Source organism: Streptomyces sp. NBC_01335 (assembly GCF_035953295.1).
GTDB lineage: Bacteria > Actinomycetota > Actinomycetes > Streptomycetales > Streptomycetaceae > Streptomyces.
In genome coordinates this window covers 8,059,937-8,084,209 of record NZ_CP108370.1, presented here as the reverse complement: position 1 = coordinate 8,084,209, position 24,273 = coordinate 8,059,937, and the positions used below count along the sequence as shown (strand labels likewise).

Here is a 24,273-nt window from a genome sequence, read left to right as displayed (position 1 = left end):
GATGGACCTCCCCCGGATCGCCCCGATGCTCGCCACTCCCGGACGGCTGCCGCCCGCCGCGGTCGACGAGCGGTGGGCCTACGAGGTCAAGTACGACGGGCAGCGCGCGGTGGCCTGTCTGCCGGGCGACGGGTCGGTGCTGCTGCGTTCGCGGTCCGGCGCGGACATCACCGCCGCCTACCCGGACCTCGCGCCGCTCGGCGTGGTTCTGGGGGACACGGCGGCGGTCCTGGACGGTGAGATCGTCGCGTTCGACGACGCGGGCCGGAGCGACTTCGAACGCCTGCAGTCGCGCATGGGTCTGGCGGGCACGCCGGCGAAGGCGGCCAGGATGGCCCGTACCGTCCCGGCGCACCTGGTCCTCTTCGACGTGCTGTTCCTCGGCACCGGGCCGCTGACACGGCTCCCCTACACCGAGCGCCGCGCCGCCCTCCAGTCGCTCGGCCTGACCGGGACGCACTGGTCGACCCCGGCGTTCATCGCGGGGCACGGCGAGCGTGCCCTGGAGGCGACCCGGGCCGCCGGGCTGGAGGGGCTGATCGCCAAGAGGCTGGACTCCGGCTACGAACCGGGGGTCCGTTCGCACGCGTGGATCAAGATCCGTCATGTCCACACCGCCGATGTCGTCGTCGGCGGCTGGCTGCCCGGCCACGGCCGGCTGAGCGAGCTGCCGGGCGCCCTCCTGCTGGGAGAGCGGCAGGGCGGCGAGCTGCGTCACATCGGGAACGTCGGCACCGGCTGGAGCGATGCCGAACGGCGGACGCTCGCCGGGCTCCTGCACGCCGCGGCGAGTGCCGACTGCCCGTTCAGCCCGCCTCCGGAGGCCCCGGGCGCGCGGTGGGTGCTGCCCCGCCTGGTCGGCGAGGTGGCCTACGCCACCCGGACCCGCGCCGGGCTGCTGCGGCAGCCGTCCTGGCACCGGCTGCGCCCCGACCTGACGCCGGACGACCTCGCGTGAGTCGGTGGCCTCTCCCGAAAGGGTGGTCAGTCGGCCGTCACGGCGTCGCGGTGCGCGGAGTCCGCCGGTGCGGTGAGGTCGAGCAGGAGCATGGCGTCGTGGTCGGGGGTGCCGGGTTCGGCGGTGTATACGCCGAGGCGCTGGCCGGGGGTCCCCTCCAGGTTCATGCTCTGGCTGCTGAGGGTGAGGACGCCGACCTTCGGGTGGTGGACGGTCTTCTGGATCTTCTTCCGGCCGATGACCTCGTAGCGTTCCCACAGCTTCGCGAAGTCGGGGCTCTTGAGGAGGAGCTCGCCGACCAGGCCGGCGAGGTCGGGGGCGTCGGGGTTGAGGCCGGCTTCGGTGCGCAGGCGGGCGACGCAGCCGCGGACCTGGATGTCCCAGTCGGGGAACAGCTCGCGGGCCACGGGGTGGAGGAAGAGGTAGCGGGCGAGGTTGCGCCGGGTGACCGGCCAGTCGTCGATGCCCGCGTACAGGGCCAGTCCGCCGGGGTTCCAGGCGAGCAGGTCCATGCTGCGGCTGACGATGTAGGCGGGGTTCGGCCGCATCGTGTCCAGCAGCAGTCTGAGGTGGGGGCGGACGGTCCGGCTGGGCGGGGGCGGCGGCTCGGGCGCGAAGCGGGAGGCCCGGACGGCGAGCTCACGCAGGTGGTGGTGTTCGTCGTCGTCGAGCCGGAGGGCGCGGGCGAGGGCGTCGACGACGCCGGGACCGGGCCGGGTCTCCTTGCCCCGCTCCAGACGGGTGTAGTAGTCGATGCTGACCCCGGCGAGCGTGGCCAGTTCCTCGCGGCGCAGACCGGGGGTGCGGCGGACACCGTACCCGGGGGTGAGGCCGACGGACTGGGGGCTGGTCTGGGTACGGCGGGCGCGCAGGAAGCGCGCCAGCTCGTCACCGACGGTGTGCTGCTGCTCGGGTGCCATACGTCCAGTGTCGCAACACCGCCATCGGGCCGGTACGCGCGAGGGGGGCCCTGCCGTACCCCCCTCTGCCCACCCCCCGGCAGAAGCCGGTCTGCCTGCCGGGCAGGTGAAGCGCCAGGGTGGAAGGCGTCGTCACCGCGTCACCCGCCCCGATCGGGAGCGGTTCCCGTGTCCGTCTCCCCCGCCGCGCCCACCGTGCGGGCGTGACCCGGTTCGGGACGCCGCGCCTGCGTGAAAGCCCTCTCCCGGCGATCCAGACTGAACCAGAAATCGGCACAAGAGAAAGGAGACATCATGAAATACATCAAGCTGCGCGAACTGAGTGTTTCCAGGATCGGCCTGGGTGCCATGGGGATGTCGCACGGCTACACCGACTCCGGGACGGACGAGGCCGAGTCGGTGCGGACCCTGCACCGCGCGGTGGAACTGGGCGTGACGCTGATCGACACCGCCGAGATCTACGGCCCGTACGTCAACGAGGAACTCCTCGGCCGGGCTCTCAAGGGCCACCGCGACCAGGTGGTGCTGGCGACGAAGTTCGGCCTGGTCTCGCACGCCGGGGAAGGCCCGTGGCACCTGGACAGCAGCCCGACGAACATCCGTACGGCCGTCGAGGGCTCGCTGAAGCGGCTGGGCACCGACTACATCGACCTGTACTACCAGCACCGCGTCGACCCGGACACCCCGATCGAGGAGACGGCCGGAGCGGTGGGCGAGCTGATCGCCGAGGGGAAGGTCCGCGCGTTCGGCCTGTCCGAGGCCGGTCCGGAGACCATCCGCCGCGCTCACGCCGTCCAGCCGGTCACCGCGGTGCAGTCGGAGTACTCCCTGTGGACCCGCGACCTGGAGAAGCGGGTCCTGCCGGTGCTGCGGGAGCTGAACATCGGTCTGGTGCCCTTCGCGCCGCTCGGGCACGGATTCCTCACCGGCCGGATCCGCTCCACCGACGGTTTCGAGGAAGGCGACTTCCGGCACGGCAACCCGCGCTTCACCGGCGAGAACTTCCGGCGCAACCTGGCGCTCGCCGACGAGGTCCAGGCCGTCGCCGCCGACGCCGGCGCCACGCCCGCGCAGGTCGCGCTGGCCTGGCTCCTCGCGCAGGGCGACGACATCGCGCCCATCCCCGGCACCAAGCGCGTGCACCGGGTCGAGGAGAACACCGCCGCCGACGCCCTGACGCTCGCCGCCGAACAGCTCGACAAGCTCTCCAGCCTGCCCCCCGCGGCGGGCGAGACCCACACCGAGGCCGGCCGGCGGATGCTCGAACGCTGAAACCCGTCACGCCCCTGTGGTCCGGCCGGACCACCGATACGAACACCCCGCCGCCGTACGACCGGCGGCTCGAAGGGAACAGGAGGAGCTCTCATGCGTGCAGCAGTGATGTACGGCGCCGGCGACGTCCGGGTGGAGGACCGTCCCGACCCCGAGGTCCAGCAGCCCTCGGACGCCGTCGTCCGGGTCGTGCTGTCGTGCGTGTGCGGCAGCGACCTGTGGCCCTACAAGTCGATGCCCGCCACCGGTACGGGCCGCCCCATGGGGCACGAGTTCCTCGGCGTGGTCGAGGAGACCGGCTCGGACGTCTCCGGTGTCCGGGCCGGTGACCTGGTGGTCGCGCCGTTCACGTACTGCGACAACACCTGCGACTTCTGCCGCAGGGGCCTGCACTCCTCGTGCCGCGACGGCGGCCGGTACGGCCTCGACGGCGTGGACGGCGGCCAGGGCGAGGCGGTACGCGTCCCCCTGGCCGACGGCACGCTGGTCAAGCTTCCGGTCGGTGCGGACTCCGCGCTGCTGCCGTCGCTGCTGGCGCTGTCGGACGTCATGGGCACCGGTCACCACGGCGCGGTGACCGCCGGTGTGGGCCACGGCGACCGGGTCCTGGTGATCGGCGACGGCGCGGTGGGCCTCTGCGCGGTCATCGCCGCCAGGCGCCTGGGCGCCGAACAGATCGTCCTCATGGGCCGCCACACCGCCCGTACCGACCTCGGCCGGGCGTTCGGCGCCACCGACGTCGTCCCCGAACGCGGCGACGAAGGCATCGCCCGCGTCCGCGACCTGACCGGCGGCCACGGTGTCGACAGGGTCATCGAGGCCGTCGGCGCCCGCCAGGCCCTCGACGCCGCGTTCGGCACGGTCGTCGACGGCGGCACCATCAGCCGCCTCGGTGTCCCGCAGTACGAGGAAGGTCCCGTCGGCCCGTCGATGATCATGCGGAACATCACCCTCACCGGAGGTGTCTCCCCGGCCCGCGCCTACATCGAGGAGCTGATGCCCGACGTCCTGGACGGTGTCATCGAGCCGGGGCGCGTCTTCGACCGGTCCTTCACCCTCGACCGGACCCCGGACGCGTATCAGGCCATGACCGACCGCCGCGTCCTCAAGGCACTCATCACTCTCTGACCCCCGGATCGCCCTTCGATCCCCGCACGGACGACAAGGAAGAGCCCATGCAGCACGTCACCCTCAACAACGGCGTCCGGATGCCGGTCCTCGGCTTCGGCGTCTACCAGATCCCGGACGACCAGACCGAGCGGGCCGTCTCGGAAGCCCTCGCGGCCGGCTACCGGCTGCTCGACACCGCTGCCGCGTACGGCAACGAGGAGGCCGTCGGCCGCGCCATCAAGGCCAGCGGCATCCCGCGCGAGGAACTGTTCGTCACCACCAAACTGTGGGTGCAGGACGCGCCCGCCGAGGAGAACACCCGGCGCGCCTTCGACACCTCGCTGCGCAAGCTGGGCCTCGACCACCTCGACCTGTACCTGATGCACCAGCCCTTCGGGGACGTGTACGGCCAGTGGCGGGCCATGGAGGCGCTGAACCGCGAGGGCCTGGCCAAGGCGATCGGCGTCGCCAACTTCTACCCCGACCGGCTGCTGGACCTCACCTTCAACAACGAGATCACGCCGGCGGTCAACCAGATCGAGACCCACGTCTTCTTCCAGCGCACCGCCGACCACGACCTCATGCGTGAGCACGGTGTCCAGCACCAGTCGTGGGGTGGCTTCGCCGAGGGCAAGAACGGCCTGTTCACCAACCCCGCCCTGAGCGCGATCGGCGAGGCGCACGGCAAGTCCGTGGCGCAGGTCGCGCTGCGCTGGCTGGTCCAGCGCGATGTCGTCACCATCCCCAAGTCGGTCAACCCCGACCGGATGGCGCAGAACTTCGACGTCTTCGACTTCGAGCTGACCGACGACCAGATGGCCGCCATCGCCGCCCTCGACACCGGCGAGACCCTCTTCTTCGACCACCACGACCCCGAGATGGTCAGCTGGCTCAGCAAGCGCCGTCTGGACGGCTGACCGAGCGGGCAGAGCACCGCAGCGCGACCGCCCCGGGAGACCCTGCCCCGGAGGGAAGGAGCATGATCAGGTGCAGCTGGTCATCACCCCGGGGCACCGAACCCGTCAGAAAGAGCGAGGAACCATGAAGCACATCAAGCTGGGTGACCTGGAGGTCTCCCGCATCGGTCTGGGCGCGATGGGCATGTCGCACGGCTACACAGGTGCCGGGACCGACGACGCGGAGTCCGTCCGCACCGTGCACCGCGCCCTGGAGCTCGGCGTCACCTTCATCGACACGGCCGAGGTCTACGGCCCCTTCGTCAACGAGGAGCTCATCGGCCGGGCCCTCCAGGGGCGCCGGGACCAGGTGGTGCTCGCGACGAAGTTCGGCCTGATCTCCCACACCGGCCGCGAGGGCGGGGCCGACAGCAGCCCGGCCAGCGTCCGCGCCGCCGTGGAGGGTTCCCTCAAGCGCCTCGGCACCGACCACATCGACCTGTACTACCAGCACCGCGTCGACCCCGGCACTCCGATCGAGGAGACCGTCGGGGCCCTGGCCGAGCTGGTCGCCGAGGGCAAGATCCGGTACATCGGCCTGTCCGAGGCCGGACCCGACACCATCCGTCGCGCCCACGCCGTCCACCCGGTGACCGCCCTGCAGTCCGAGTACTCGCTGTTCACCCGGGACCCCGAGGACCGTGTGCTGCCGGTGCTGCGCGAGCTGAACATCGGTTTCGTCCCCTTCTCCCCCCTGGGACGCGGCTTCCTGACCGGTGCGATCCGCTCCACCGACCAGTTCGACCCGACGGACTTCCGCGCCGACAACCCCCGGTTCACCGAGGAGAACTTCCAGCACAACCTGCGGCTGGCCGACGAGGTCGCCGCCGTCGCCGCCAAGATCGACGCCACCCCGGCCCAGGTCGCCCTCGCCTGGCTGCTGGCCCAGGGCGACGACATCGCGCCGATCCCCGGCACCCGGCGGGTGGCCCGGGTCGAGGAGAACATCGGCGCCGACGCCGTGACGCTGACCGAAGAGCAGCTGGCCCAGCTCTCCAGCCTCCCCCCGGCCGCCGGCAACACCCACAACGACGCCCAGATGCGCATGATGGAGCGCTGACCGACACCCGCTCCGGCGTGGGGCCTCGCGCGGGGCCCCACGCCGGAAGCCCGTGTCCGGGCGGCCACCCGGTCGGCAGCCGTCGGCGTTCCCCGGGTGGTCCGCCGAGAAGTTCATGTGCCGGAAACCTGGGGTGCGCGGCCGTATGCGCGTCCACCGGTGAGATACGTCGGGACGGACGCAACTCCTGTGGCGACGAGCCTTCTTCATGTCCACCACCCTGATCGCGGTATCAAGTATCCGCTGTTCGCGGCATGATTGGGGGGCCAGGGCCGGGCAGCGTACGCGGGCAGTCGTCCGCGGCGGTGCCGAACTGAGGAGGATCCCGCGTGTCACGCCAGGTACTGATGGTCTGCCCCGACGGAACCGAGGGGTTCCGGACCGTCACGGAGGCGCTGGCGGAGGCCCGTAGCGGGGCCGTCATCAGTGTCCGGCCCGGGACGTACGAGGAGAGCCTGACGATCACCACTCGGGTGACGATCGTCGCCGAACAGGCCCGTGGCACCGTGGAGATACGCCCGAGGCGCGGCAGCGCGATCTCACTGAAGGCCGACGCGGTGATGCTCACGGATCTCGTACTGCGCTCCCGCGACGAGGAGTTGCCGGCTGTCGACGCCGTGCGGGGGCAGGTGGCGATGGACGGTTGCGACGTGACCGGCGCCGCCTGGACCGCTGTACTCGCCCGCGGGAACGGCTCGTTGGCCATGCGTGACTGCCGGGTCAGCAACCCGGGCGGGGCCGGCGTGGTGGTGACCTCCGCCGTGGACAGCTCCGTGGAGTCGTGCACGCTGGAGCACCTGGGCACCTCCGGCATCGTGATCGGCGAGCGGGGGCGGGTCACCGTACGCGGTTGCACCATCCGCGACGCACGGGGCAACGGCGTCCTCGCCAACGGCGAGGCGCAGGGGTCGGTGGAGGAGTGCGACATCTCCTCCACCGACAAGCCGTCGATCGCGCTGGAGGGACGGTCGACCACCCAGGTGCTGCGCACCGTCGTGCACGACACCGCGATCGGTGTCCACTTGACCAGTGAGTCACGCACCCTGCTGGAGGAGGTCCGGGTCACCACCACCACCGGCCCCGGTTTCGTGCTGTCGCACGGGAGCGATCCGCTGCTCCGACGCTGTCGGACCGCCCGCACCCAAGGCAACGGCATACTCGTCACGGACCGTTCCCGCGGCACGTTCGAGGATTGCTGGCTCGACTCCGCGCAGGCCCCCGCGCTGCGGGTGGCCGGCTCCGCCTCGCCCGCGCTGACCTCGCTGACCGTGCGCGACTGCGAGGGTACGGGCGTGCTGCTGGAGGAGGAGTCGACCGCGGAGCTGGACCGGCTGGAGGTGCTCGACGCGGCGGGCGCGGGGATACACGTCCGGTCCGGCGCGAATCCTCTGCTGCGCCGGGCCAGGGTGGGGCGCTCGGGCGGCCACGGCATCGAGGTGGACAAGGACGGCAGGGGGCGCCTGGAGGACTGCGAGGTGGACCGCGCGGGTGGATCCGGTATCCACGTCTCCTCGGACGGCAACGTCTACATCGGCGGCGGATCCGTGACCGCGGCGGACGCGGCCGGACTCACCGTGGGGCCGCGCGGCAGCGCGACCGTACGCGACTGCGAGATCCGTACGCCCGGCGCCGACGGGGTCGCCGTGGACGCGGAGGGCGAACTGACCGCGACCCGGATCAGAGTGGTCGAGGCCGCCGAGCACGGTCTCGTCGTGCGCGAGGGCGGGCGCGCGTCCCTCAACGCCTGCGAGTTCTCCGCCAACGCGAAGGACGGCGTGCGGGTCGAGTCGGGATCACCCGTCTCCCTCGTCAACTGCACGGTCCGGGAGAACCGGGGTGGCGGGCTGGTGCAGTCGAAGGCGGGCGACCGGCTCGCCGTCGAGGGGCTGACGAGTACCGACAACACCCAGCGTGACGCCTGGGGGCACGGGGACGTCGAAGGCACCGACCCCGCGGGTTCGGCGTCCGTGGACACCGCCAGGGAGAACGGTCCACTGCTGGCCCTCGACGCGCTGATCGGGCTGCAGAACGTGAAGCAGCAGGTCCGCACGCTCGTCAACCTCAACCAGCTGGCCCAGCGACGCGCGCAGTTGGGCATGTCCGCTCCCCCGATGAGCCGTCATCTGGTCTTCGCCGGACCTCCCGGAACGGGCAAGACCACGGTCGCGCGACTGTACGGCACGATCCTCGCCGAGCTGGGGGTACTGCGCTCCGGCCACCTGGTGGAGGTGTCCCGGGCCGATCTGGTGGCGCAGGTGATCGGCGGTACCGCGATCAAGACCACCGAGACGTTCAACCGGGCCCTGGGGGGTGTGCTGTTCATCGACGAGGCGTACACGCTGACCAGCGACAGCAGGGGTTCCGGGGCGGACTTCGGGCGGGAGGCGGTGGACACCCTGCTCAAGCTCATGGAGGACCACCGGGACGACGTGGTGGTGGTGGCCGCCGGCTACTCCGAGGAGATGGAGTCGTTCCTCGGCTCCAACCCCGGTCTCGCGTCGCGCTTCTCGCGGACCGTCGAGTTCGAGAACTACACCGTCCCCGAACTGGTCGCGATCATGGAGAGCATGTGCCTCCAGCACCAGTACGCCCTGGCCGAGGAGACGAGGAAAGCCCTCGCGGTCCGCTTCGAGCGCATGCCGAGGGACGCCTCGTTCGGCAACGGCCGTGCGGCACGGCAGGTGTTCGAAGAGATGATCGACCGCCAGGCTCTGCGCCTGTCCTCGCAGACGGAGGTCGGCGCCGAGGACCTCACGCTGCTGCTGCCGCAGGACGTGGGCGACGACGTGGTGGAGTCCGCCGGGACCGACGGCGCGCCTTCCACCGACGACGCGCTGACCCGGCTGGGCGACATGGTCGGACTTTCGGCGGTGAAGCGGGACGTCACCGACATGGTGAATCTGCTCTCCACGGCACGCCAGCGCGAGGCCGCCGGCCTGCCGGTACCGCGCATCAGCCACCATCTCGTCTTCACCGGCCCTCCGGGCACCGGCAAGACCACGGTTGCCCGGCTCTACGGAGAGCTCCTGGTGTCGCTCGGCGTGCTGCCGCGGGGACAGCTCGTCGAGGTGTCACGGGCCGAGCTGGTGGGCAGGTACGTCGGCCATACGGCCCAGTTGACCCGCGAGGTCTTCGAACGGGCCCTGGGGGGTGTGCTGTTCATCGACGAGGCGTACACCCTGACCCCGGGGAACTCCGGATCGGGGAACGACTTCGGGCGGGAGGCGGTGGACACCCTGCTCAAGCTCATGGAGGACCACCGGGACAGGATCGTGGTGATCGTCGCCGGCTACACCCGGGAGATGGAGGGGTTCCTCGCGTCCAACCCCGGTCTGACGTCGCGCTTTTCACGGCGGGTGGAGTTCGCGGACTACACCTCCGACGAACTGGTCACCATCGTCCGGCAGCACGCGGCCGAGAGCGGCTACGAGTGCGGGCCGGGCACGGGGTCGCTCCTGCGCGCCCACTTCGACGGGCAGCCGCGCGACCGGTCCTTCGGCAACGCGCGACTCGCCCGGCAGGTGCTGGAGGGCATGATCACCCGGCAGGCGGGGCGTCTCAGTTCCCTGGCCGCCCCCACCCTCGACGACCTCCGGCTGCTGCTGCCCGAGGACGTCACGGTCCGCGCCCCGGGCGTGGTGTGAGGGGCGGGCGACGTTCCCGTACCTGTCCCGGAGCCGGGGGCACGCTCCGTCAGATCCGTTCCGGGACGGCGGAATCGGTTCGTCGATCCGGCCGGCCAGGTCGCCGTGCGGCGTCCTCGTGCTGTCCGGACGGCCGAAAACGCCCCATGACAACGGAGTTGGGCGGCCGGTCCGGTGGACCGGACGTCGTACCACCGGGGTGTCCCGCATAGGATGCGCGTCATGCGTCGCCGCCGCCTGCCACGTCCCCTCCTGACTCCGCTCGCCGCCTTCCTCGTCGTGCTGCCGGCGACCCCGGCCGTCGCGGACGGAACGGGTTCCGGAACGACCGTCGCACTGCCCGTACTGAGTTCCGTGCTGGACGAGAACCAGGCGTGCCGGAGGTCCTCCCCGGCGCGGGCGACGGCTGTCCCCTGGGAGCAGCAGAGCCTGCAGCTCTCCCGCACCTGGCGTTTCGCCTCGGGTTCCGGCGTGACGGTCGCCGTCGTGGACACCGGCGTGTCGGTCAAAGCGCCCTCGCTGAAGGGACGCGTCACGGCGGCGGGCGCGGCGGGCGCGGACTGCGTGGGGCACGGCACGTTCGTCGCAGGTCTGGTCGCCGCGGCGGCCTCGGAGGGGATCGGATTCGCCGGGGTGGCCCAGGAGACGCGGGTCCTCGGCGTGCGCGGTACGGACGCCCGGGGCACGGCGACCGCCGCGACAGTGGCTGCCGGCATCCGTACCGCGGTCGCGCGGGGCGCCGACGTCGTCTCGGTCTCGGCCGCGCTGCCGTCGGGGTCGGCCGCTCTCACCTCCGCCGTGCGGGAGGCCGCGGCGCACGACGTGCTGGTCGTGGCTGCGGCGGTACCGGACGCGCCGACCGGCTCCGAGTCATCGGGGACGGCCGCTCCCGCTCCCCGGGATTTCTGGCCCGCCGCGCAGGATGGGGTGCTGTCGGTGCTGGACGTCGCCGTCGACGGCAAGCGTCCCACCGGCTCGTACGAGACGGGTTCGGCGGACCTGGCCGCTCCCGGTGACGGAGTGGTCGGGATCGGGCCGGAGGGATCGGGCCACTACATCGGTTCGGGCGCCTCCCTCGCGGCCGGTTTCGCGGCCGGTGCCGCCGCGCTGGTGCGATCGGCGCACCCTGAACTGAGCGCGGAGCAGACCGCGAGGCGGCTGACGGCCACGGCCTACCCGGACGTGGTGCCGCGCCTGGACCCGTACGCGGCCGTGACCGGCGTCGCGGACGCGCCCGTCGCCGCGAGGGCCCCGGCCGCCGAACGGCCCGGCCCGGCTCTCCGGCTGCCCGAGGACACCGGAGCCGGCCCGGCGGGGCGTGCCGTGCTGATCGCCTCGGTCGCGGCGGTCGTCGTCCTGCTGGTCGCGTGGGCCGCGGTCGTGGTGCCCCGCGGCCGGGCGCGGGGCTGGCGAGGGCCCGGTGACAAGGCCCGGGCGGCCTCCTCGGACTGAGCGGACCGACCGGCGCGGAGAGCCCGGCGCAGAGGGCCCGGCGCAGAGGGCCCGGCGCAGAGGGCCCGGCGCAGACGGCCCGGCGCAGACGGCCCGGCGCAGACGGCCCGGCGCAGAGGCCGGGTGTCCCGGCGTCGACCGCCCCTACTCCGCTCCCCCGTCGGCGGGGGCCTCGGTAGCCAGGGCCGTCTGGATCAGTGTCGCCTTGCGGCGGGCGATGTACTGGGCCCGCCCCGCCGGAAGGTTCTTCGGCTTGATGTTGCCGAAGACGTAACCCTCGGACGGCGGGCAGGACATCAGGAGTCCCGGCGTGTTCACCTCGTCCAGCCTTCGCAGCAGCTGGTCGTTGAGTCCTCTTCCCGCCCCGGTCGCCGAGCGGGCGACGATCAGATGCAGGCCGACCTCGTGGCCGAGCGCCAAGTGGTCGAAGAGCGGCGCGAAGGGGTGGTCGAAAGCTGTTCCCGCGCCGACCATGTCGTAGTCGTCGACGAGCACGAACAGACGCGGTCCCGACCACCAGTCGGCCAGCCGCATCCGGGCGGGGGTGATGTCCTGCCCGGGCAGGCGGGTGGCCAGCGCCTTCGCGGAACCACCGACCAGTTCCTTCAGCGCGTCCACCGCGACGGCGTGGCCGAGGCGGTACTCAGCGGGCACCGCGTCCACCAGCTCGCGGCGGTAGTCGACCACCAGGATGCGGGCCTCGGTCGGGGCGAACCGGGCCGTGATCGCCGCGGCGGCGAGGCGCAGCAGGTTCGTCTTCCCGCTCTCCGTGTCGCCGACCGCGACGAGGTGCGGGGTGCGACTGAAGTCGTGCCAGACGGTGGACAGGGTCTCCTCGTCCTGGCCGAGGGCGAACCGCAGGCGCCCCTCGTCGAGTTCGGGGGCCGGGAGTTCCGCGGCGGGCAATCGGTGCGGAAGCATCCGTACCCGCGGGGCGACCGGTCCCGTCCACGCCCGCGCGACGCGCTCCACGAGGGCCTCCACTCCTTCGGTGAGGTCCTCGGCACCCTCGCTGCCGTCGATACGGGGCAGTGCGGTGAGGAAGTGCAGCTTGGAGTCGACGGTGAGGCCCCGGCCCGGTTGCTGCCGGGGCACGCCGGCGGCCTTGCGGATGTCCACCACGGAGTCCATGGTGTCGCCGAGCCGCAGCTCCAGGCGGGTGGCGGCCTGGTCGCGGACCTGGGCGGTGAGTTCGACCCAGCGTGCGGTGGTGACGATCAGGTGGATTCCGTAGTTCAGACCGCCGGTCGCGATCTGGTTGAACGTGGGCAGCAGGTGGTCGAAGTTCTGTCGGACGGCCGACCAGCCGTCGACGACGAGGAAGACGTCACCGTGCTCCTCATCTGCGAACTCCCCGCCGGCGCGCCTGCGACGGTAGGTGGCCATGGAGTCGATGCTGTGGTCGAGGAAGAACTGTTCGCGGTGGTTGAACACGGCGGTCACCTCGGCCACCGTGCGGCTGATGCGTTCGCTGTCCAGCCGGGCGGCGACTCCGCCGACGTGCGGGAGCCCGGAGAGCGCCGAGAGCGAGCCTCCACCGAAGTCCAGGCAGTAGAACTGGACTTCGGCGGGTGTGTGGGTGAGCGCCAGTGAGGCGATGAGGGTACGCAGCACGGTCGACTTCCCGCTCTGCGAGCCGCCGGCGATGGCGACGTGGCCGCCGCCCGCCGACAGGTCGACCACCAGCGGGTCGCGGCGCTGGTCGAACGGCTTGTCCACCAGGCCCACGGGGACCCTGAGCCTGCCGGCACCCGGCCAGCGGGAGGCGACGAGCCCCCGGCCGGGCTCTGCGGCGAGACCGGGGAGCAGACCGTCCAGGGTCGGGGACAGCCCGAGCGGCGGGAGCCAGACCTCGTGCGCGGGCGGCCCCGAGTCGCGCAGCCGGTCCAGGGCGGCCGAGAGCAGCGTCTCCTGGTTCTCCGCTTCTTCCTCGGGCGTCATGGGGGCGGGCGCGGGTGCGGGGGTGCGGGGCACCACCCAGCCGGCGGACCACGGCACGATCTGGCTCGCCACCTGGGCCTGGGCGACCGCGCCCCGGCGCTGGCGGTAGGGGCCGGAGACGTACGCGGCACGGAAACGGGTCAGTGCCTCGACACCGCTTTTGAGGAAACCGCTGCCCGGCTGGGGCGGCAGCTGGTAGGCGTCCGGAACACCGAGCACGCCCCGGCTCTCCATGGCCGAGAAGGTGCGCAGTCCGATGCGGTAGGAGAGGTGGCTCTCCAGTTGGTGCATACGCCCCTCGTCCAGGCGCTGGGATGCCAGCAGGAGGTGCACGCCGAGGGACCTGCCGAGCCGGCCGATCATCACGAAGAGGTCCATGAACTCGCGGTGCGAGGCGAGCAGCTCGCTGAACTCGTCGACGACGACGAAGAGGCTCGGCAGCGGCGCCAGCGCGGCGCCCTGGGCGCGGGCCTTCTCGTACTCCAGCGCCGAGATGTAGTTGCCCGCGGACCGCAACAGCTCCTGACGGCGGATGAGTTCGCCGTGCAGGGCGTCCTGCATCCTCTCGACCAGGGCTACTTCGTCCGCGAGGTTGGTGATCAGTGCGGAGGTGTGGGGCAGTTCGTCGAGACCGAGGAACGTCGCTCCGCCCTTGAAGTCGACGAGGACGAAGTTGAGGGTCTCGGAGGAGTTGCTGAGTGCGAGCCCCAGCACGAGGGTGCGCAGCAGTTCGCTCTTGCCGGAGCCCGTGGCGCCGATGAGCATGCCGTGCGGGCCCATGCCGCCCTGTGCGGACTCCTTGATGTCGAGTTCGACGGGTGTGCCGTCCGCGCCCACCGCGATCGGTACGCGCAGCCGAGCGGCGCCGGTGCTGCGCTGCCAGAAGGTGGCCGGATCATGACGGTGCAGATCGGGTATGCCGAGCAGGGTGGTCAGTTGCACGTCGGTGGCGAGCGGCTCCGCCGCGTCCGCCGCGAGGCTCATCCGGTAGGGCGCGAGCATCCTGGCCAGCGACTCCGCGGCCACCGGCCCCATGCTGTCCGGACGGCCGAGGAGGGTGGTCTGCTCCTTGCGGGCACGGTCGGTGCGCACCAGCCGGACGGCGTCGGGGGTCACGTCGAGCCGCAGACCGCTGCGGCCGGGCCGCCAGGTGAGCGATCCCGACAGGTCGAGGACGACGGCGTTGCGGAAACCCGGCCCGTCGATCCGGTGGCCCGCGGGCACGGTGGCCCCGTCGACCACGATCACGGTGAAGGGCTCCTCCCTGCCGGGCAACGCCTCCGGGTCGAAGGCCGGGCGCTCGGCGAATTCGGCGCCCAGCAGGTCCTCCAGGTCGGCGACGGTGGAGGCGATCAGCCGGGCGGGCCCGGCGCCGTCCTGCTCCTGGGGGTGCAGGTTGTGGGGCAGCCACTTCGCCCACTCCCACTCCTGGCGGTTCTCGTCCGAGACGCAGACCGCGATCCAGAGCTCCTCCGGCGGGTGGAACGTGGCGAGTTGGCAGATGGCGGCCCGCACCATGGACCGGCGGGCCCGGTCGTCGCCGCGCAGCAGCACCCGGGACCAGGTGCGCAGGTACAACGCGATCGGCTGTGCCGGAACCGAGCTGTAGGCGCGGACGAAGCGGCGCAGCGCGTGGGCGCAGAGCGGTTCGAGGTCCTCGACCGGCTTGGTGGACAGGGGGGTGAGCCGGAGCGACAGCTGCTGGTCGCCGACCGCCACGCGCACTTCGCCGAAGTCGTCGTCCTTCGTGCGGCGTTCCCACAGGCGGGTGGTGCGCACCATGGAGCGCAGGGTGGCCGGTGCGGGGTGACGCCAGGCCAGCGCGAGCTGCTGCTCGACGACGGTGCGCTGCACCTTGCGGCGGGTCTGCGAGAGATAGCGCAGGTAGTCCCGGCGTTCGCCGCGCAGCCGCTGCTTGCGGTCGCCGCTCTTGCGCATCACCTGGCCGATCATCATGGCTCCGGACGCCATGACCATCATGCCGAGTGCGAGGTAGGTGAAGACGCCGTTGGATCCGCCGGGCCGGATGAAGATCAGCATCATCGACACGGACATCATCGCCATCGGCAGGTACGTCCACACGGCCGAGGTGTCGGGGACGGTCTCCGGGAGCGTCGGCGGCTCCTGGAGGCTGAGCTCGCCCTCCGGCATGTCGGGTCCGCGGCGGCGGGCGGGGCGGCGTATCAGTACGACACTCAACGCACGGGCTCCTTAGGGCACTGCCGGTGGTCGGACCTCGAAGGCGGCCGGGGAAAGGGGCCGTTCACCGAGTCCGTTCGAGGATCAGTAGTCTGCATCCGATCAACTCACGCGTCCAAACCGCCCCCCGGAGTTCGCGTTTGATCAACTAGCCTTCGAAAACACCCTTCGGGGTCTGCATCCGATCGACTCACGCATCCCCCTCCGGCCACGCACTGGGAGAAGTGATCCCCCCGATGTCCGAAAGTTCCGTCGCGGGCCTCTGCCGCCTGACCGTGCGCGCACCGGCCAGAACCATCGACCTGGCCGTACCGGCCGACGTGCCGGTGGCCGACCTCCTGCCCACCGTACTGCGCTACGCCGGTGAGGAAGTGGAGGAGAACGGCCTGGAGCACGACGGCTGGGTGCTGCAACTGCTGGGCGGCAAAGCCCTGGACGAGGAGAGCACCCTGGGCGCTCTCGCTCTCAAGGACGGAGACGTCCTCTATCTGCGTCCGCACACCGACGCCTTGCCCGAAGTCCGTCTGGACGATCTGGTCGACGGCATCGCCGCGGTGACCCGGGACCGACTGCACGGGTGGACCCCGGAGGCCGGCCGGCGGCTGTTGCGGGCCCTGATCGTCGTGGTGCTGGTCGTCGCGCTGCTGGTGCTGTGCCGGCCCGGCGGTTCCGCCGCGGTGCGCGCCGCCACCGCGGGGGCGGTGGGGTTGGTCCTGCTCGCCGGCGCCGCGTCGGCGGGCCGTGCGGTCGGTGACGCCGCGACCGGCGCGACGCTCGCCTTCATGGCGGCCCCCTGCCTCGCGCTGGCGGGCTGGCTGCTGCCGGGCGGTGAGATCACGGGCCCGCAGGGCCATGAGGTGTTCGGCGCCCGGCTGCTCGCGGCAGGAGCCGCGTGGGCCGGAGGCGCCGTCCTCGGGCTGGCGATGGTGGCGGTGTACACGCCCCTGTTCCTCGCCTCCGCCGTGGTGGCACTCGCCTCGGCGGCCGCCGGAGCCCTGATGACCGTGCTGGGCCTCGCCGTGGACGACTCCGCGGGCGCGGTCGCCGCCGTGGTGGTCCTCTTCGGCGGTTTCGTGCCTGCCCTCTCGTTCAAGTTGGCGGGAATGCGCATGCCGGCCCTGCCGACGAACGCGCGGGAACTCCAGGAAGGCATCGAGCCCTACGGCGGTCCCGACGTGGCGACCCGGACAGAGCTCGCGAGCAAGTGGATGACCGCGCTCTACGCGGCGACCGGGGTGATCTGCGCGGGCTGCCTCGCGACGCTCGCCCTCAACCCCGACCTGCCGGAATCGCTGACGGCCGTGGCACTCTCCCTGCTCCTCCTGATGCACGGGCGGGGCATGGTGAACGTCCGTCAGCGCCTGACGCTCGTGGTGCCCGGCGCCTGGGGAGCGGCTCTTCTGACGCTCTCCCTGGCGGGAAGCGCCCCCTCGTCCGACCGCCCTCTGCTGGTGGTCGGGCTGACGGCCCTGGCGGCGGCCCTCGCCATCGCGACCTGGACCGTTCCCGGGCGCCGGATGGTCCCCTACTGGGGGCGGGCGGCGGAGCTGCTGCACTCGCTGCTCGCGATCGGTCTGCTGCCCTTGACGCTCTGGGTCCTGGGCGTCTTCGGCGCGCTGCGCGCCCTCACCGGCTGAGCCAGGAAGCAGGCGACGATGCAATCGAAGCGCGATCAGGCGCAGGCCCACTCCTTCATCATGGGGCGGCTCACTTCCGGGATGCTGCTCGCCGATCCGGACGCCGCCGAGAGCCCGTTGGGGCGCACCACCCGGGGAGCGGTGATCGGACTGGTCATCGCCGTGCTGCTGTCGGCAGGGGCGGTGGTGTTCGGTCTCATCTCCCCCGGCGGGAAGGACTCGTGGCGGAGCGGCGACACCTTGATCGTGAACAAGGAGACGGGCGCCCGGTATCTCTTCATCGGCGGGCGGCTGCGGCCGGTGCGCAACTACTCCTCCGCCCTGCTGATCGGCGGTGCCGGCCTGGCCACCACGAGTGTGGGAACGGCTTCGCTGCGGGACACCCCCGTGGGGGCCACGGTGGGCATTTCCGGGGCGCCCGACACGGTGCCCGGCACCGGTGAGCTGGAGACCGGCGCCTGGCAGGTGTGTTCCGCGGTGAAGGCGGAAGCCGGCCCCGCGGGGGGACGCCGGGACCAGGCCGTGACGGCGGTCGTGACCGGGGCTCCGGTGGAGGCCGCGCCGCTCGGCGAGGGGTCGGCCGTGGTGGTGCGTGGCCCCGACGAGGCGATGTACCTGGTGTGGCAGGGCAGCCGGCTGCGGCTCGACGCGAAGTCCGGCGCGGTCCTCTCCCTCGGCTACGGGTCGGTGGCGCCACGACCCGTGTCGGCGGCCTTCCTGGACGCCTTGGTGGCGGGTCCCGACCTTGCTCCTCGGGCCGTGCCGGGGCTGGGTTCCGCCGGGCCCTCGCTGGGCGGTTCGGCGACCCGGGTGGGCCAGGTCTTCACCGTGCGGCTGCCCGGTTCCGGGACCCAGCAGTACCAGCTCCGGTCCGAGGGACTCGTACCGCTGACGACCACGGGGACGGCTCTCGTCCTGGGCGATCCGGCCACCCGGGAGAAGGCGTACGGGGGTGGTTCTCCGGCGGCCCGGCAGATCGGCGCCGATGTCCTCGGCGATCACCAGGCGCCTGCCACGGCGAGCAGGGGCGCGTCGGTCGAGGGGCTGCCGGACAGTCCGCCCAAGGCGGTTTCCGTGGCGGACGGCTCCGCTGTCTGTACCCGGGTGGGCACCGACGCCGGGGGCACCCGGGTCACGTCGGCCGTGGTGCCGGTGGACTCGCTGACGCCCGTCGCGCAGGGCACCTCGGACCGGGCGTCGGCACCGTGCCTGGCGGTGGACGCGGTCGTCGCCCGGCCCGGTCACGGGGTTCTGGTGAGGGCCCTGGGAGCGGCGGGCGGGCGGGTAGGCGACACGACGTATCTGGTGGGTGACGACGGCATCAAGTACCGCGTGGCCGACCGAGCGGCGCTCGACGCCCTGGGATACGGCGATGTGACGGCACAGTATCTGCCCTCACCGCTGCTCGCGATGCTGGCGACCGGTCCTGATCTCAGTACGGCGGCCGCTTCCGGCGGCGCCGCACCTGTCACCGCGACCTCCTGCGGGGACACGGATCCGGCCGCTGCCGGCCCCCCGGACGGCGTCCGGACGGCGCCGGGCGAGGAGAACGGCCCGAAGACAACCGGAACCGGCTGAATTCCGCCGTCGCCGGGCCCGCGAAAGGCGTCGGTGTCACATGAACGACACATGCATGAGGTGGAGTTGTCGCTACCTCAACAGAAGCTCTGGCATTCGGGGATCTGTTGCACAGTCAACTTGCTGAACCCTAGTCTCCACGAATCGGAACGACACCGAGCATCGAAGAGGTGGACCCATGGCAGGACAGCAGTCCAGTGAACAGTCGACCCGCAACGGCATCCAGGCCCTGGAGAGCGCCTTCAGCGGCATTCTCAAGTCACGCCAGGACGTCGACGCCACCCGCGCCACTCTGTCGAGCGGCTACCAGGGCAGCGACGGCGGCCAGTTCGGCCAGCTGCTCAAGCAGTGGGACGACCAGGCCAACGTGATCCTGCGGAACCTGGAGGACATGGTCGACAAGCTGAACCAGAGCCTGGTGCAGCACAACAAGACCCAGGGATCTTCGAACGACTCGATCAACCAGGCGTACTCGCAGTCGCAGTCGGCTTTCGACCAGCTCGCCGGCTGAGGCCCGGGGTCTTTCGTCCGGATCGGGCGAGCCCCGCACGATCCGAACGAGGGGCCTCGGGCCCGGAGTCCGTACGCACACCGTCCCACTGAGCGAGAGAAGGCTTCCGTGCCCGACAACCTGACCGACGGTTACATCTACGTCGACTACAACCACATGAACAACGCCGCCGACGACATGGTCCAGCAGACGAAGGCCATCGCGAACACGCTGTCCTCGCTCGAAGCGGAACTCGGCGAGCTCATCAAGACGTGGTACGGCACCGACGCCGACACCTACCGCCAGAAGCAGGCGGCCTGGGACGGCGCGGTGAAGAACATGGAGACCCTGCTCACCTCGCACTCCGGGCTGCTGACGGACATCTCCGACAGCTACAAGTACAGCGAGAACTCGCTGACCCAGATGTGGTCCGAGGTCACCATCGGCCGCTGACGCGGCTCAGGGCCGGGCGGCACCCGGCCGGACCGGGCCGCCCGGCCCGCACTTCCGGACGCAGGACACTCAGCAGGAGGATGTCATGGCAGACCTCACCCATCTGGACTCGGCCGGTCTCCAGCGGTTCAAGGACATCGACGTCGCGGACTTCATCGCCGACCTCAAGGCCATCGGCAAGGACGAGGCAGGCGTCCGGGCGTTGCACAGCATCGTGAAGGGCATCACCACGCCCGAGCACATCGACGAGAACCCCGTACTGGCGATCGGGCTGATGGCCGGCGACGAGACCGTGAGCGGCTCCAGTCTGGTGACGGTGGTCAAGACGGCGGCCGAGGCGATCGACGAGATCTTCGACGCCCAGGGCACCCTCTTCGCCGACATCGACCGGGACTTGGGCGAGACGATCAGAACGCTGCTCAAGACGCAGGGAACCTCGCTCACCTCCATCGACGGCGAGAAGTTGCTGGACATCTTCTCCGACGTCGACACGGACCTGGGCGGCGGCTCCACGGAGGCCTGACCCGGGCCGTACGCCCACGCAGGACGTACCCCCGCCCCCGCCCTTCCTGTCCGCACCCCACCTTCCGCGGAGTTCTCGCCATGCCGGCCAACTACGACACCGATGACTACTGGGGCAAGGCCGTCACCCTCTTCACCGGGTACGGCGTTCCCAGCCGAAAAGGGCTCTTCGAGAAGCTGAGCAGCAAGGAGGGCATCCCGCTGTTCCGGATGGACATCCAGGACACCGGTATGCGCGCGGTCACCGCGAACGACTTCTCCGCCCTCAGCGGCTGGATGACGCACTCGGGCGAGGACTACGACCTCACCTTCTACAACGCGGGCGGGGACGGCAGCCACGGCGGGGTGTCGATGCGGCGGGCCCGCATCGTCTTCATCGGCGTGCCGACGGACGCGAACGGCCAGGCCCGGCTGCTGGAGCAGGGAGAGACCATGGCCGGCGGTGAGTTCACCGGCCACTACGGCGACGAGTGGGACTTCGGCCCGCTGGGCCAGTACGTCAGCGGGTCGAAGGGGGCCCTGGACGAACTGCTCGACACCCGTTCGAGCCGGGGCTTCTCGTACAGCGGACTGGCGGTGCTCAACAACGAGGCCGTCGACCTCGATTCGTTCGAGCGGACGGGCCGTGCCTTCGACCGCGCGCTGGGATTCTTCAACGAGCACGCGACGGCCCTCGCGCAGTGGGAGACCTCCCTGGGCAGCGAACAGTCCGCGTGGCGGGGCAAGGCCGCGGGTCTTTTCTGGCACCTGGTGCACCAGTTGCACAAGAACTACGACAGCTACGTCGAGCAGATGGGCGGAGCCACGTACACCGGCACCCACACCAGCCCCACGGGCTACGTGCCGAAGTCCCGGCTGAGCGACGCGCTGATCTCGGCGCAGAAGACGCTGATCGACGAGGCCACCAACCTGCGCAACGCGTGGACGACCTGGGCGAACACGCGGGAGCACGACCCGCACCGGTCGGTGCTGGAAATCCTCGACCAGGTCTCCGCGTGGGTGCTGGAGAACAACATCCCGCACATCCAGCAGCACACCTCCGGGGGCTACTACTCGACGACCGTCACGTACTCGTCGACGGCCGCGTTCAAGCAGAACCATCCGGTCTACGGCGATCTCAACGACACGGCGAACTGGAAGAAGATCGGCGAGGCCGCCGTCAAGCGGTGGAACGACTACATCGAGGCGCAGCTCATACCGGTGGCGACAACAGCGCTGACCAATGTGAACAACGCCTGGATCGACGTGCAGGACGCCTTCGACGAGCCGCTGAAGACGAAGGACACCTCGACGCTGTCCGAGGAGTACCAGAAGGACGAGGCCGACCTCGCGCGGGAGGAGGCCGAGAACAACAGCAACACCCTGAACGACACGCTCAACAATCTCGGGAACGGGCTGGGCGACAACTTCGACAACCTCAACGACAATCTCAACAAGAATCTGAACGACATCAACGACGGGCTCAACGAGAACCTGAACGACGTCACCAGCGGGCTCAACGACAGCCTGAACGGTCTCGGGGACGGGTTGGGCGACGGGCTCGACAAGGGCCTGAACGACATCAACGACGGGCTGGGCGAGTCCGTCGACAACCTCAACAGCGGGCTCGACGGAATCAACGACGGGCTGAACGAAGCCGTCAGCGGTCTGGGCGACGGCCTCGGCGGACTGGGCGGCGATCCCGGCACCGGGGGACTCGGAACCGACACCACGACCGATCTCAACGGCCTCACCGACCCGAACCTGGCGGGTCTGACCGGGGGGTTGAACCTGGCGGGGCCGGGTTCGCCGTCGAAGAACGACGGGAAGACCTCGGATCTCAACGGCGGCCTCGGCCTCGACGCCCTGACCAACCCGGACGGCAGCACCACCCAGCTGAACGCGGACGGTTCGCTGACGACGACCTACCCGGACGGAACGGTCCAGAAGGTCGACCCCGCCGCCGGAACGGTCACGACCACCGCGCCCGACGGCACCGTCACCACCAGCGACCTGAACACCGGTGTCGGCTTCACCAACCCCGACGGCAGCGTCACCACCCTCAACCCCGACGGCACCCTCACCACGACGCGGCCGGACGGCACCGTCCAGACTCTCGATCCGGACACCGGGGCCGTCTCCACCACCGCGCCCGACGGGACCGTCACCCAGAGCACGCTCCATCCGCACACGGGTGCGTTCACCACGGCCGACGGCAACACCGCCCAGCTGAACCCCGACGGCTCACTGGCGACGACCTACCCGGACGGGACGGTCCAGAAGATCGACCCTGCCACCGGGACGGTCACCACCACCGCGCCCGACGGCACCGTCACCACCAGCCACCTGAACAGCGGCGTCGGCTTCACCAACCCCGACGGCAGCGTCACCACCCTCAACCCCGACGGCACCCTCACCACGACGTATCCGGACGGGACCAAGGAGGTCCTCGATCCCGACACCGGTGCTCTCACCACCACCTCGCCGAACGGGACCAGCACGACGACGGATCTCAACGGTTCGTCACTGGGCGGCGGCCTGGATCTGGACTTCCCCGACATCCCGACCACGGGTTCGAGCTCGCTGAACGGCTCGTCGGGGCCGGGGACCGCGGGCTCCTCCTTCGACTCGCTCACCTCGCTGAACCATGACGGTCTCTCCTCGGGGGGGCTTTCCTCAGGGGGCCTTTCCTCGGGGGGCCTTTCCTCGGGCGGCAGCGGTTCCTTCCTGGACGACACCGCGGCTTACGAGGACTACGACAGCACTCCGTACACCGGAGGCGCGCTGGGCGCTCCCGGGGGCTCATCGGGAGCACTCGCGGCCACCGCCGAGGGGGCCTCCGGATCGTCGGGGTCGCCCAGCGGCGTCCCGTTGAACCCGTCCGGCATGGGCGGAGGCATGGGCGGCGGAGGCATGGGCGGGATGGGCGGCGGAGGTGGCGGTGGCTCCTCCGAACGCGTGCGCAATGTGCTGTCCGAGACCGGGGGCGCCGTCAGCAGGCGCGCGTCGGGGTCCCGGGCGCGCGGGGCCGTCGCGGACGAGGACGAGGAGATCCGTGTCACCCGGGGCGGTACGGCGACGAGTTCCAGCCCCTTCTACCCCGGCGGTGGCGGGGGCGGCGGCGCTCAGGCCGGTCAGTCCACCGAGAGCGGAGACCGGGCGCGCAACAGCTGGGTCGCCGAGGACGAAGACGTCTGGGGCACCGACGAAGGGGGCTCGCCCGCGGTGATCGGACGATGATGCGTACGAACGCGATCGGGAAGGCGGTTCGTGGCGTGGCCGGAACGGAGGTCCAGCGGTGAAGGAGTCGATCGAGCAGCGGCTCGCGCAGGCGGTGGCCGAACTGGCGGCGACCGAGGCCGCGGTGGCGCGGGCCGAGTCGGAACTGAGCGGGGCCAGCTGCACCGTACGCTCGCAGGACCGGTCCGTGGAGGTGACGGTCACCGCGCAGGGCGATCTGCAGGCGCTGAAGTTCCTCGACGGGAAGTACCGCACGATGGCGGCCTCGCAGCTCGCGGTGAGTGTGCTGGAGACGGTCCAGGAAGCGAGGGCGCAGATGGCCCGCCGCGTGATGCGGACGTTCGAGCCGTTCACCGCGGCCAGTTCCGGAGTGCCGGAACTGACGGGAGTGGACGTCGACTGGAACAAGATTTTCGGGCCGGGGGTGCTGGAGGGACCGCGTGCCGAGGAGGGACGGCCCTCGGCCCGCCGGCTCCGGGACGAGATCAGCGACGACACGGAGGACTGAGCGATGCCCGAAGGAAACGCCTACTTCGCCGAGCCTGGAAGGCTCCAGGCGGGTTCGCGACAGATCGACCAGATCAGCGCCTTGGCACGGGAGATCGTGCACGACTTCGTCTCCTCGGTGAACCTCACGCGGGACTGGCCCGGCACGGACGACAGTTACGCGAAGGAGGTACTGCCGCAGGAGCAGAAGGAGCGCAAGGCCGCGGTGGAGACGGGCGTGGCGCTCTCCGACGCGATCGTCGGAGTGGCGGACGGCACCCTGGCGAACCTGGGCAACATCCTCTCCACGCAGTCGGGCGTTCTCGACTCGATCCACAGGTCCTCCGGCAGCGGCTCCCACGGCGGAAAGCACTGA

The 24,273-nt window shown here is 71.1% G+C and carries 17 protein-coding genes; 15 read left to right on the top strand and 2 right to left on the bottom strand.

Annotated elements, in window-relative coordinates; translation table 11 throughout:
* Position 1: 1 nt before the first annotated feature.
* A complete protein-coding gene (gene ligD / locus OG599_RS33975; RefSeq protein WP_327179814.1) occupies positions 2–958 on the top strand; it encodes a non-homologous end-joining DNA ligase in 957 nt (318 codons plus the stop codon).
* A gap of 26 nt (positions 959–984) precedes the next feature.
* Here the strand turns inward: ligD and OG599_RS33970 are convergent, their stop codons facing one another.
* On the bottom strand, positions 985–1,878 hold the full coding sequence (locus OG599_RS33970) for a helix-turn-helix transcriptional regulator (protein ID WP_327179813.1): 894 nt from the start codon (positions 1,876–1,878) through the stop codon (positions 985–987).
* A gap of 294 nt (positions 1,879–2,172) precedes the next feature.
* On the opposite strand from OG599_RS33970, the gene OG599_RS33965 reads away from it, so the two are divergent.
* From OG599_RS33965 to OG599_RS33940, 6 genes are all read left to right on the top strand, one after another.
* Entirely contained in the window at positions 2,173–3,150 is a 978-nt protein-coding gene (locus tag OG599_RS33965) for an aldo/keto reductase (protein WP_327179812.1), read from the top strand.
* A gap of 93 nt (positions 3,151–3,243) precedes the next feature.
* A complete protein-coding gene (locus tag OG599_RS33960) occupies positions 3,244–4,278 on the top strand; it encodes a zinc-binding dehydrogenase (protein WP_327179811.1) in 1,035 nt (344 codons plus the stop codon).
* 47 nt (positions 4,279–4,325) lie between these two features.
* A complete protein-coding gene (locus OG599_RS33955; RefSeq protein WP_327179810.1) occupies positions 4,326–5,177 on the top strand; it encodes an aldo/keto reductase in 852 nt (283 codons plus the stop codon).
* A gap of 124 nt (positions 5,178–5,301) precedes the next feature.
* Complete coding sequence (locus OG599_RS33950) at positions 5,302–6,276, top strand: aldo/keto reductase (protein ID WP_327179809.1); 975 nt, start codon at positions 5,302–5,304, stop codon at positions 6,274–6,276.
* A 347-nt stretch (positions 6,277–6,623) separates the two neighbouring features.
* A complete protein-coding gene (locus tag OG599_RS33945) occupies positions 6,624–9,920 on the top strand; it encodes a right-handed parallel beta-helix repeat-containing protein (protein WP_327180281.1) in 3,297 nt (1,098 codons plus the stop codon).
* Positions 9,921–10,133: 213 nt separating this feature from the next.
* A complete protein-coding gene (locus OG599_RS33940) occupies positions 10,134–11,372 on the top strand; it encodes a S8 family serine peptidase (RefSeq protein WP_327179808.1) in 1,239 nt (412 codons plus the stop codon).
* Between the two features lie 144 nt (positions 11,373–11,516).
* Here the strand turns inward: OG599_RS33940 and eccCa are convergent, their stop codons facing one another.
* Positions 11,517–15,464, bottom strand: coding sequence for a type VII secretion protein EccCa (eccCa, locus tag OG599_RS33935; RefSeq protein WP_327180280.1), 3,948 nt, complete (start codon positions 15,462–15,464; stop codon positions 11,517–11,519).
* A gap of 284 nt (positions 15,465–15,748) precedes the next feature.
* On the opposite strand from eccCa, the gene eccD reads away from it, so the two are divergent.
* The 8 genes from eccD to OG599_RS33895 all read left to right on the top strand — a co-directional run bounded on the left by eccD (position 15,749) and on the right by OG599_RS33895 (position 24,273).
* Positions 15,749–17,149, top strand: coding sequence for a type VII secretion integral membrane protein EccD (gene eccD / locus OG599_RS33930; RefSeq protein ID WP_327179807.1), 1,401 nt, complete (start codon positions 15,749–15,751; stop codon positions 17,147–17,149).
* Between the two features lie 18 nt (positions 17,150–17,167).
* The gene (gene eccB / locus OG599_RS33925) at positions 17,168–18,727 is read left to right on the top strand and encodes a type VII secretion protein EccB (protein ID WP_327179806.1); all 1,560 of its coding nucleotides are present in this window, start codon (positions 17,168–17,170) and stop codon (positions 18,725–18,727) included.
* A 178-nt stretch (positions 18,728–18,905) separates the two neighbouring features.
* Positions 18,906–19,238 carry a hypothetical protein gene (locus OG599_RS33920; protein WP_327179805.1) on the top strand — a complete coding sequence of 111 codons (333 nt, stop codon included), beginning with the start codon at positions 18,906–18,908 and terminating at the stop codon, positions 19,236–19,238.
* Positions 19,239–19,346: 108 nt separating this feature from the next.
* Entirely contained in the window at positions 19,347–19,670 is a 324-nt protein-coding gene (locus OG599_RS33915; RefSeq protein ID WP_327179804.1) for a WXG100 family type VII secretion target, read from the top strand.
* 85 nt (positions 19,671–19,755) lie between these two features.
* On the top strand, positions 19,756–20,193 hold the full coding sequence (locus OG599_RS33910) for a type VII secretion system-associated protein (RefSeq protein ID WP_327179803.1): 438 nt from the start codon (positions 19,756–19,758) through the stop codon (positions 20,191–20,193).
* An 80-nt stretch (positions 20,194–20,273) separates the two neighbouring features.
* Positions 20,274–23,411: an AAWKG family protein gene (locus OG599_RS33905; RefSeq protein ID WP_327179802.1), complete on the top strand. Its 3,138-nt coding sequence runs from the start codon at positions 20,274–20,276 to the stop codon at positions 23,409–23,411.
* Between the two features lie 58 nt (positions 23,412–23,469).
* Entirely contained in the window at positions 23,470–23,919 is a 450-nt protein-coding gene (locus OG599_RS33900) for a YbaB/EbfC family nucleoid-associated protein (protein ID WP_327179801.1), read from the top strand.
* Positions 23,920–23,922: 3 nt separating this feature from the next.
* Positions 23,923–24,273, top strand: a complete 351-nt coding sequence (locus OG599_RS33895; protein WP_327179800.1) for a hypothetical protein — start codon at positions 23,923–23,925, stop codon at positions 24,271–24,273.

Excerpts from the sequence above, each read along its gene's own strand:
- ligD (WP_327179814.1), top strand. The coding sequence starts at position 2 with ATGGACCTCCCCCGGATCGCCCCGATGCTCGCCACTCCCGGACGGCTG.
- OG599_RS33970 (WP_327179813.1), bottom strand. The coding sequence starts at position 1,878 with ATGGCACCCGAGCAGCAGCACACCGTCGGTGACGAGCTGGCGCGCTTC.
- OG599_RS33965 (WP_327179812.1), top strand. The coding sequence starts at position 2,173 with ATGAAATACATCAAGCTGCGCGAACTGAGTGTTTCCAGGATCGGCCTG.
- OG599_RS33960 (WP_327179811.1), top strand. The coding sequence starts at position 3,244 with ATGCGTGCAGCAGTGATGTACGGCGCCGGCGACGTCCGGGTGGAGGAC.
- OG599_RS33955 (WP_327179810.1), top strand. The coding sequence starts at position 4,326 with ATGCAGCACGTCACCCTCAACAACGGCGTCCGGATGCCGGTCCTCGGC.
- OG599_RS33950 (WP_327179809.1), top strand. The coding sequence starts at position 5,302 with ATGAAGCACATCAAGCTGGGTGACCTGGAGGTCTCCCGCATCGGTCTG.
- OG599_RS33945 (WP_327180281.1), top strand. The coding sequence starts at position 6,624 with ATGGTCTGCCCCGACGGAACCGAGGGGTTCCGGACCGTCACGGAGGCG.
- OG599_RS33940 (WP_327179808.1), top strand. The coding sequence starts at position 10,134 with ATGCGCGTCATGCGTCGCCGCCGCCTGCCACGTCCCCTCCTGACTCCG.
- eccCa (WP_327180280.1), bottom strand. The coding sequence starts at position 15,464 with ATGCCGGAGGGCGAGCTCAGCCTCCAGGAGCCGCCGACGCTCCCGGAG.
- eccD (WP_327179807.1), top strand. The coding sequence starts at position 15,749 with ATGTCCGAAAGTTCCGTCGCGGGCCTCTGCCGCCTGACCGTGCGCGCA.
- eccB (WP_327179806.1), top strand. The coding sequence starts at position 17,168 with ATGCAATCGAAGCGCGATCAGGCGCAGGCCCACTCCTTCATCATGGGG.
- OG599_RS33920 (WP_327179805.1), top strand. The coding sequence starts at position 18,906 with ATGGCAGGACAGCAGTCCAGTGAACAGTCGACCCGCAACGGCATCCAG.
- OG599_RS33910 (WP_327179803.1), top strand. The coding sequence starts at position 19,756 with ATGGCAGACCTCACCCATCTGGACTCGGCCGGTCTCCAGCGGTTCAAG.
- OG599_RS33905 (WP_327179802.1), top strand. The coding sequence starts at position 20,274 with ATGCCGGCCAACTACGACACCGATGACTACTGGGGCAAGGCCGTCACC.
- OG599_RS33895 (WP_327179800.1), top strand. The coding sequence starts at position 23,923 with ATGCCCGAAGGAAACGCCTACTTCGCCGAGCCTGGAAGGCTCCAGGCG.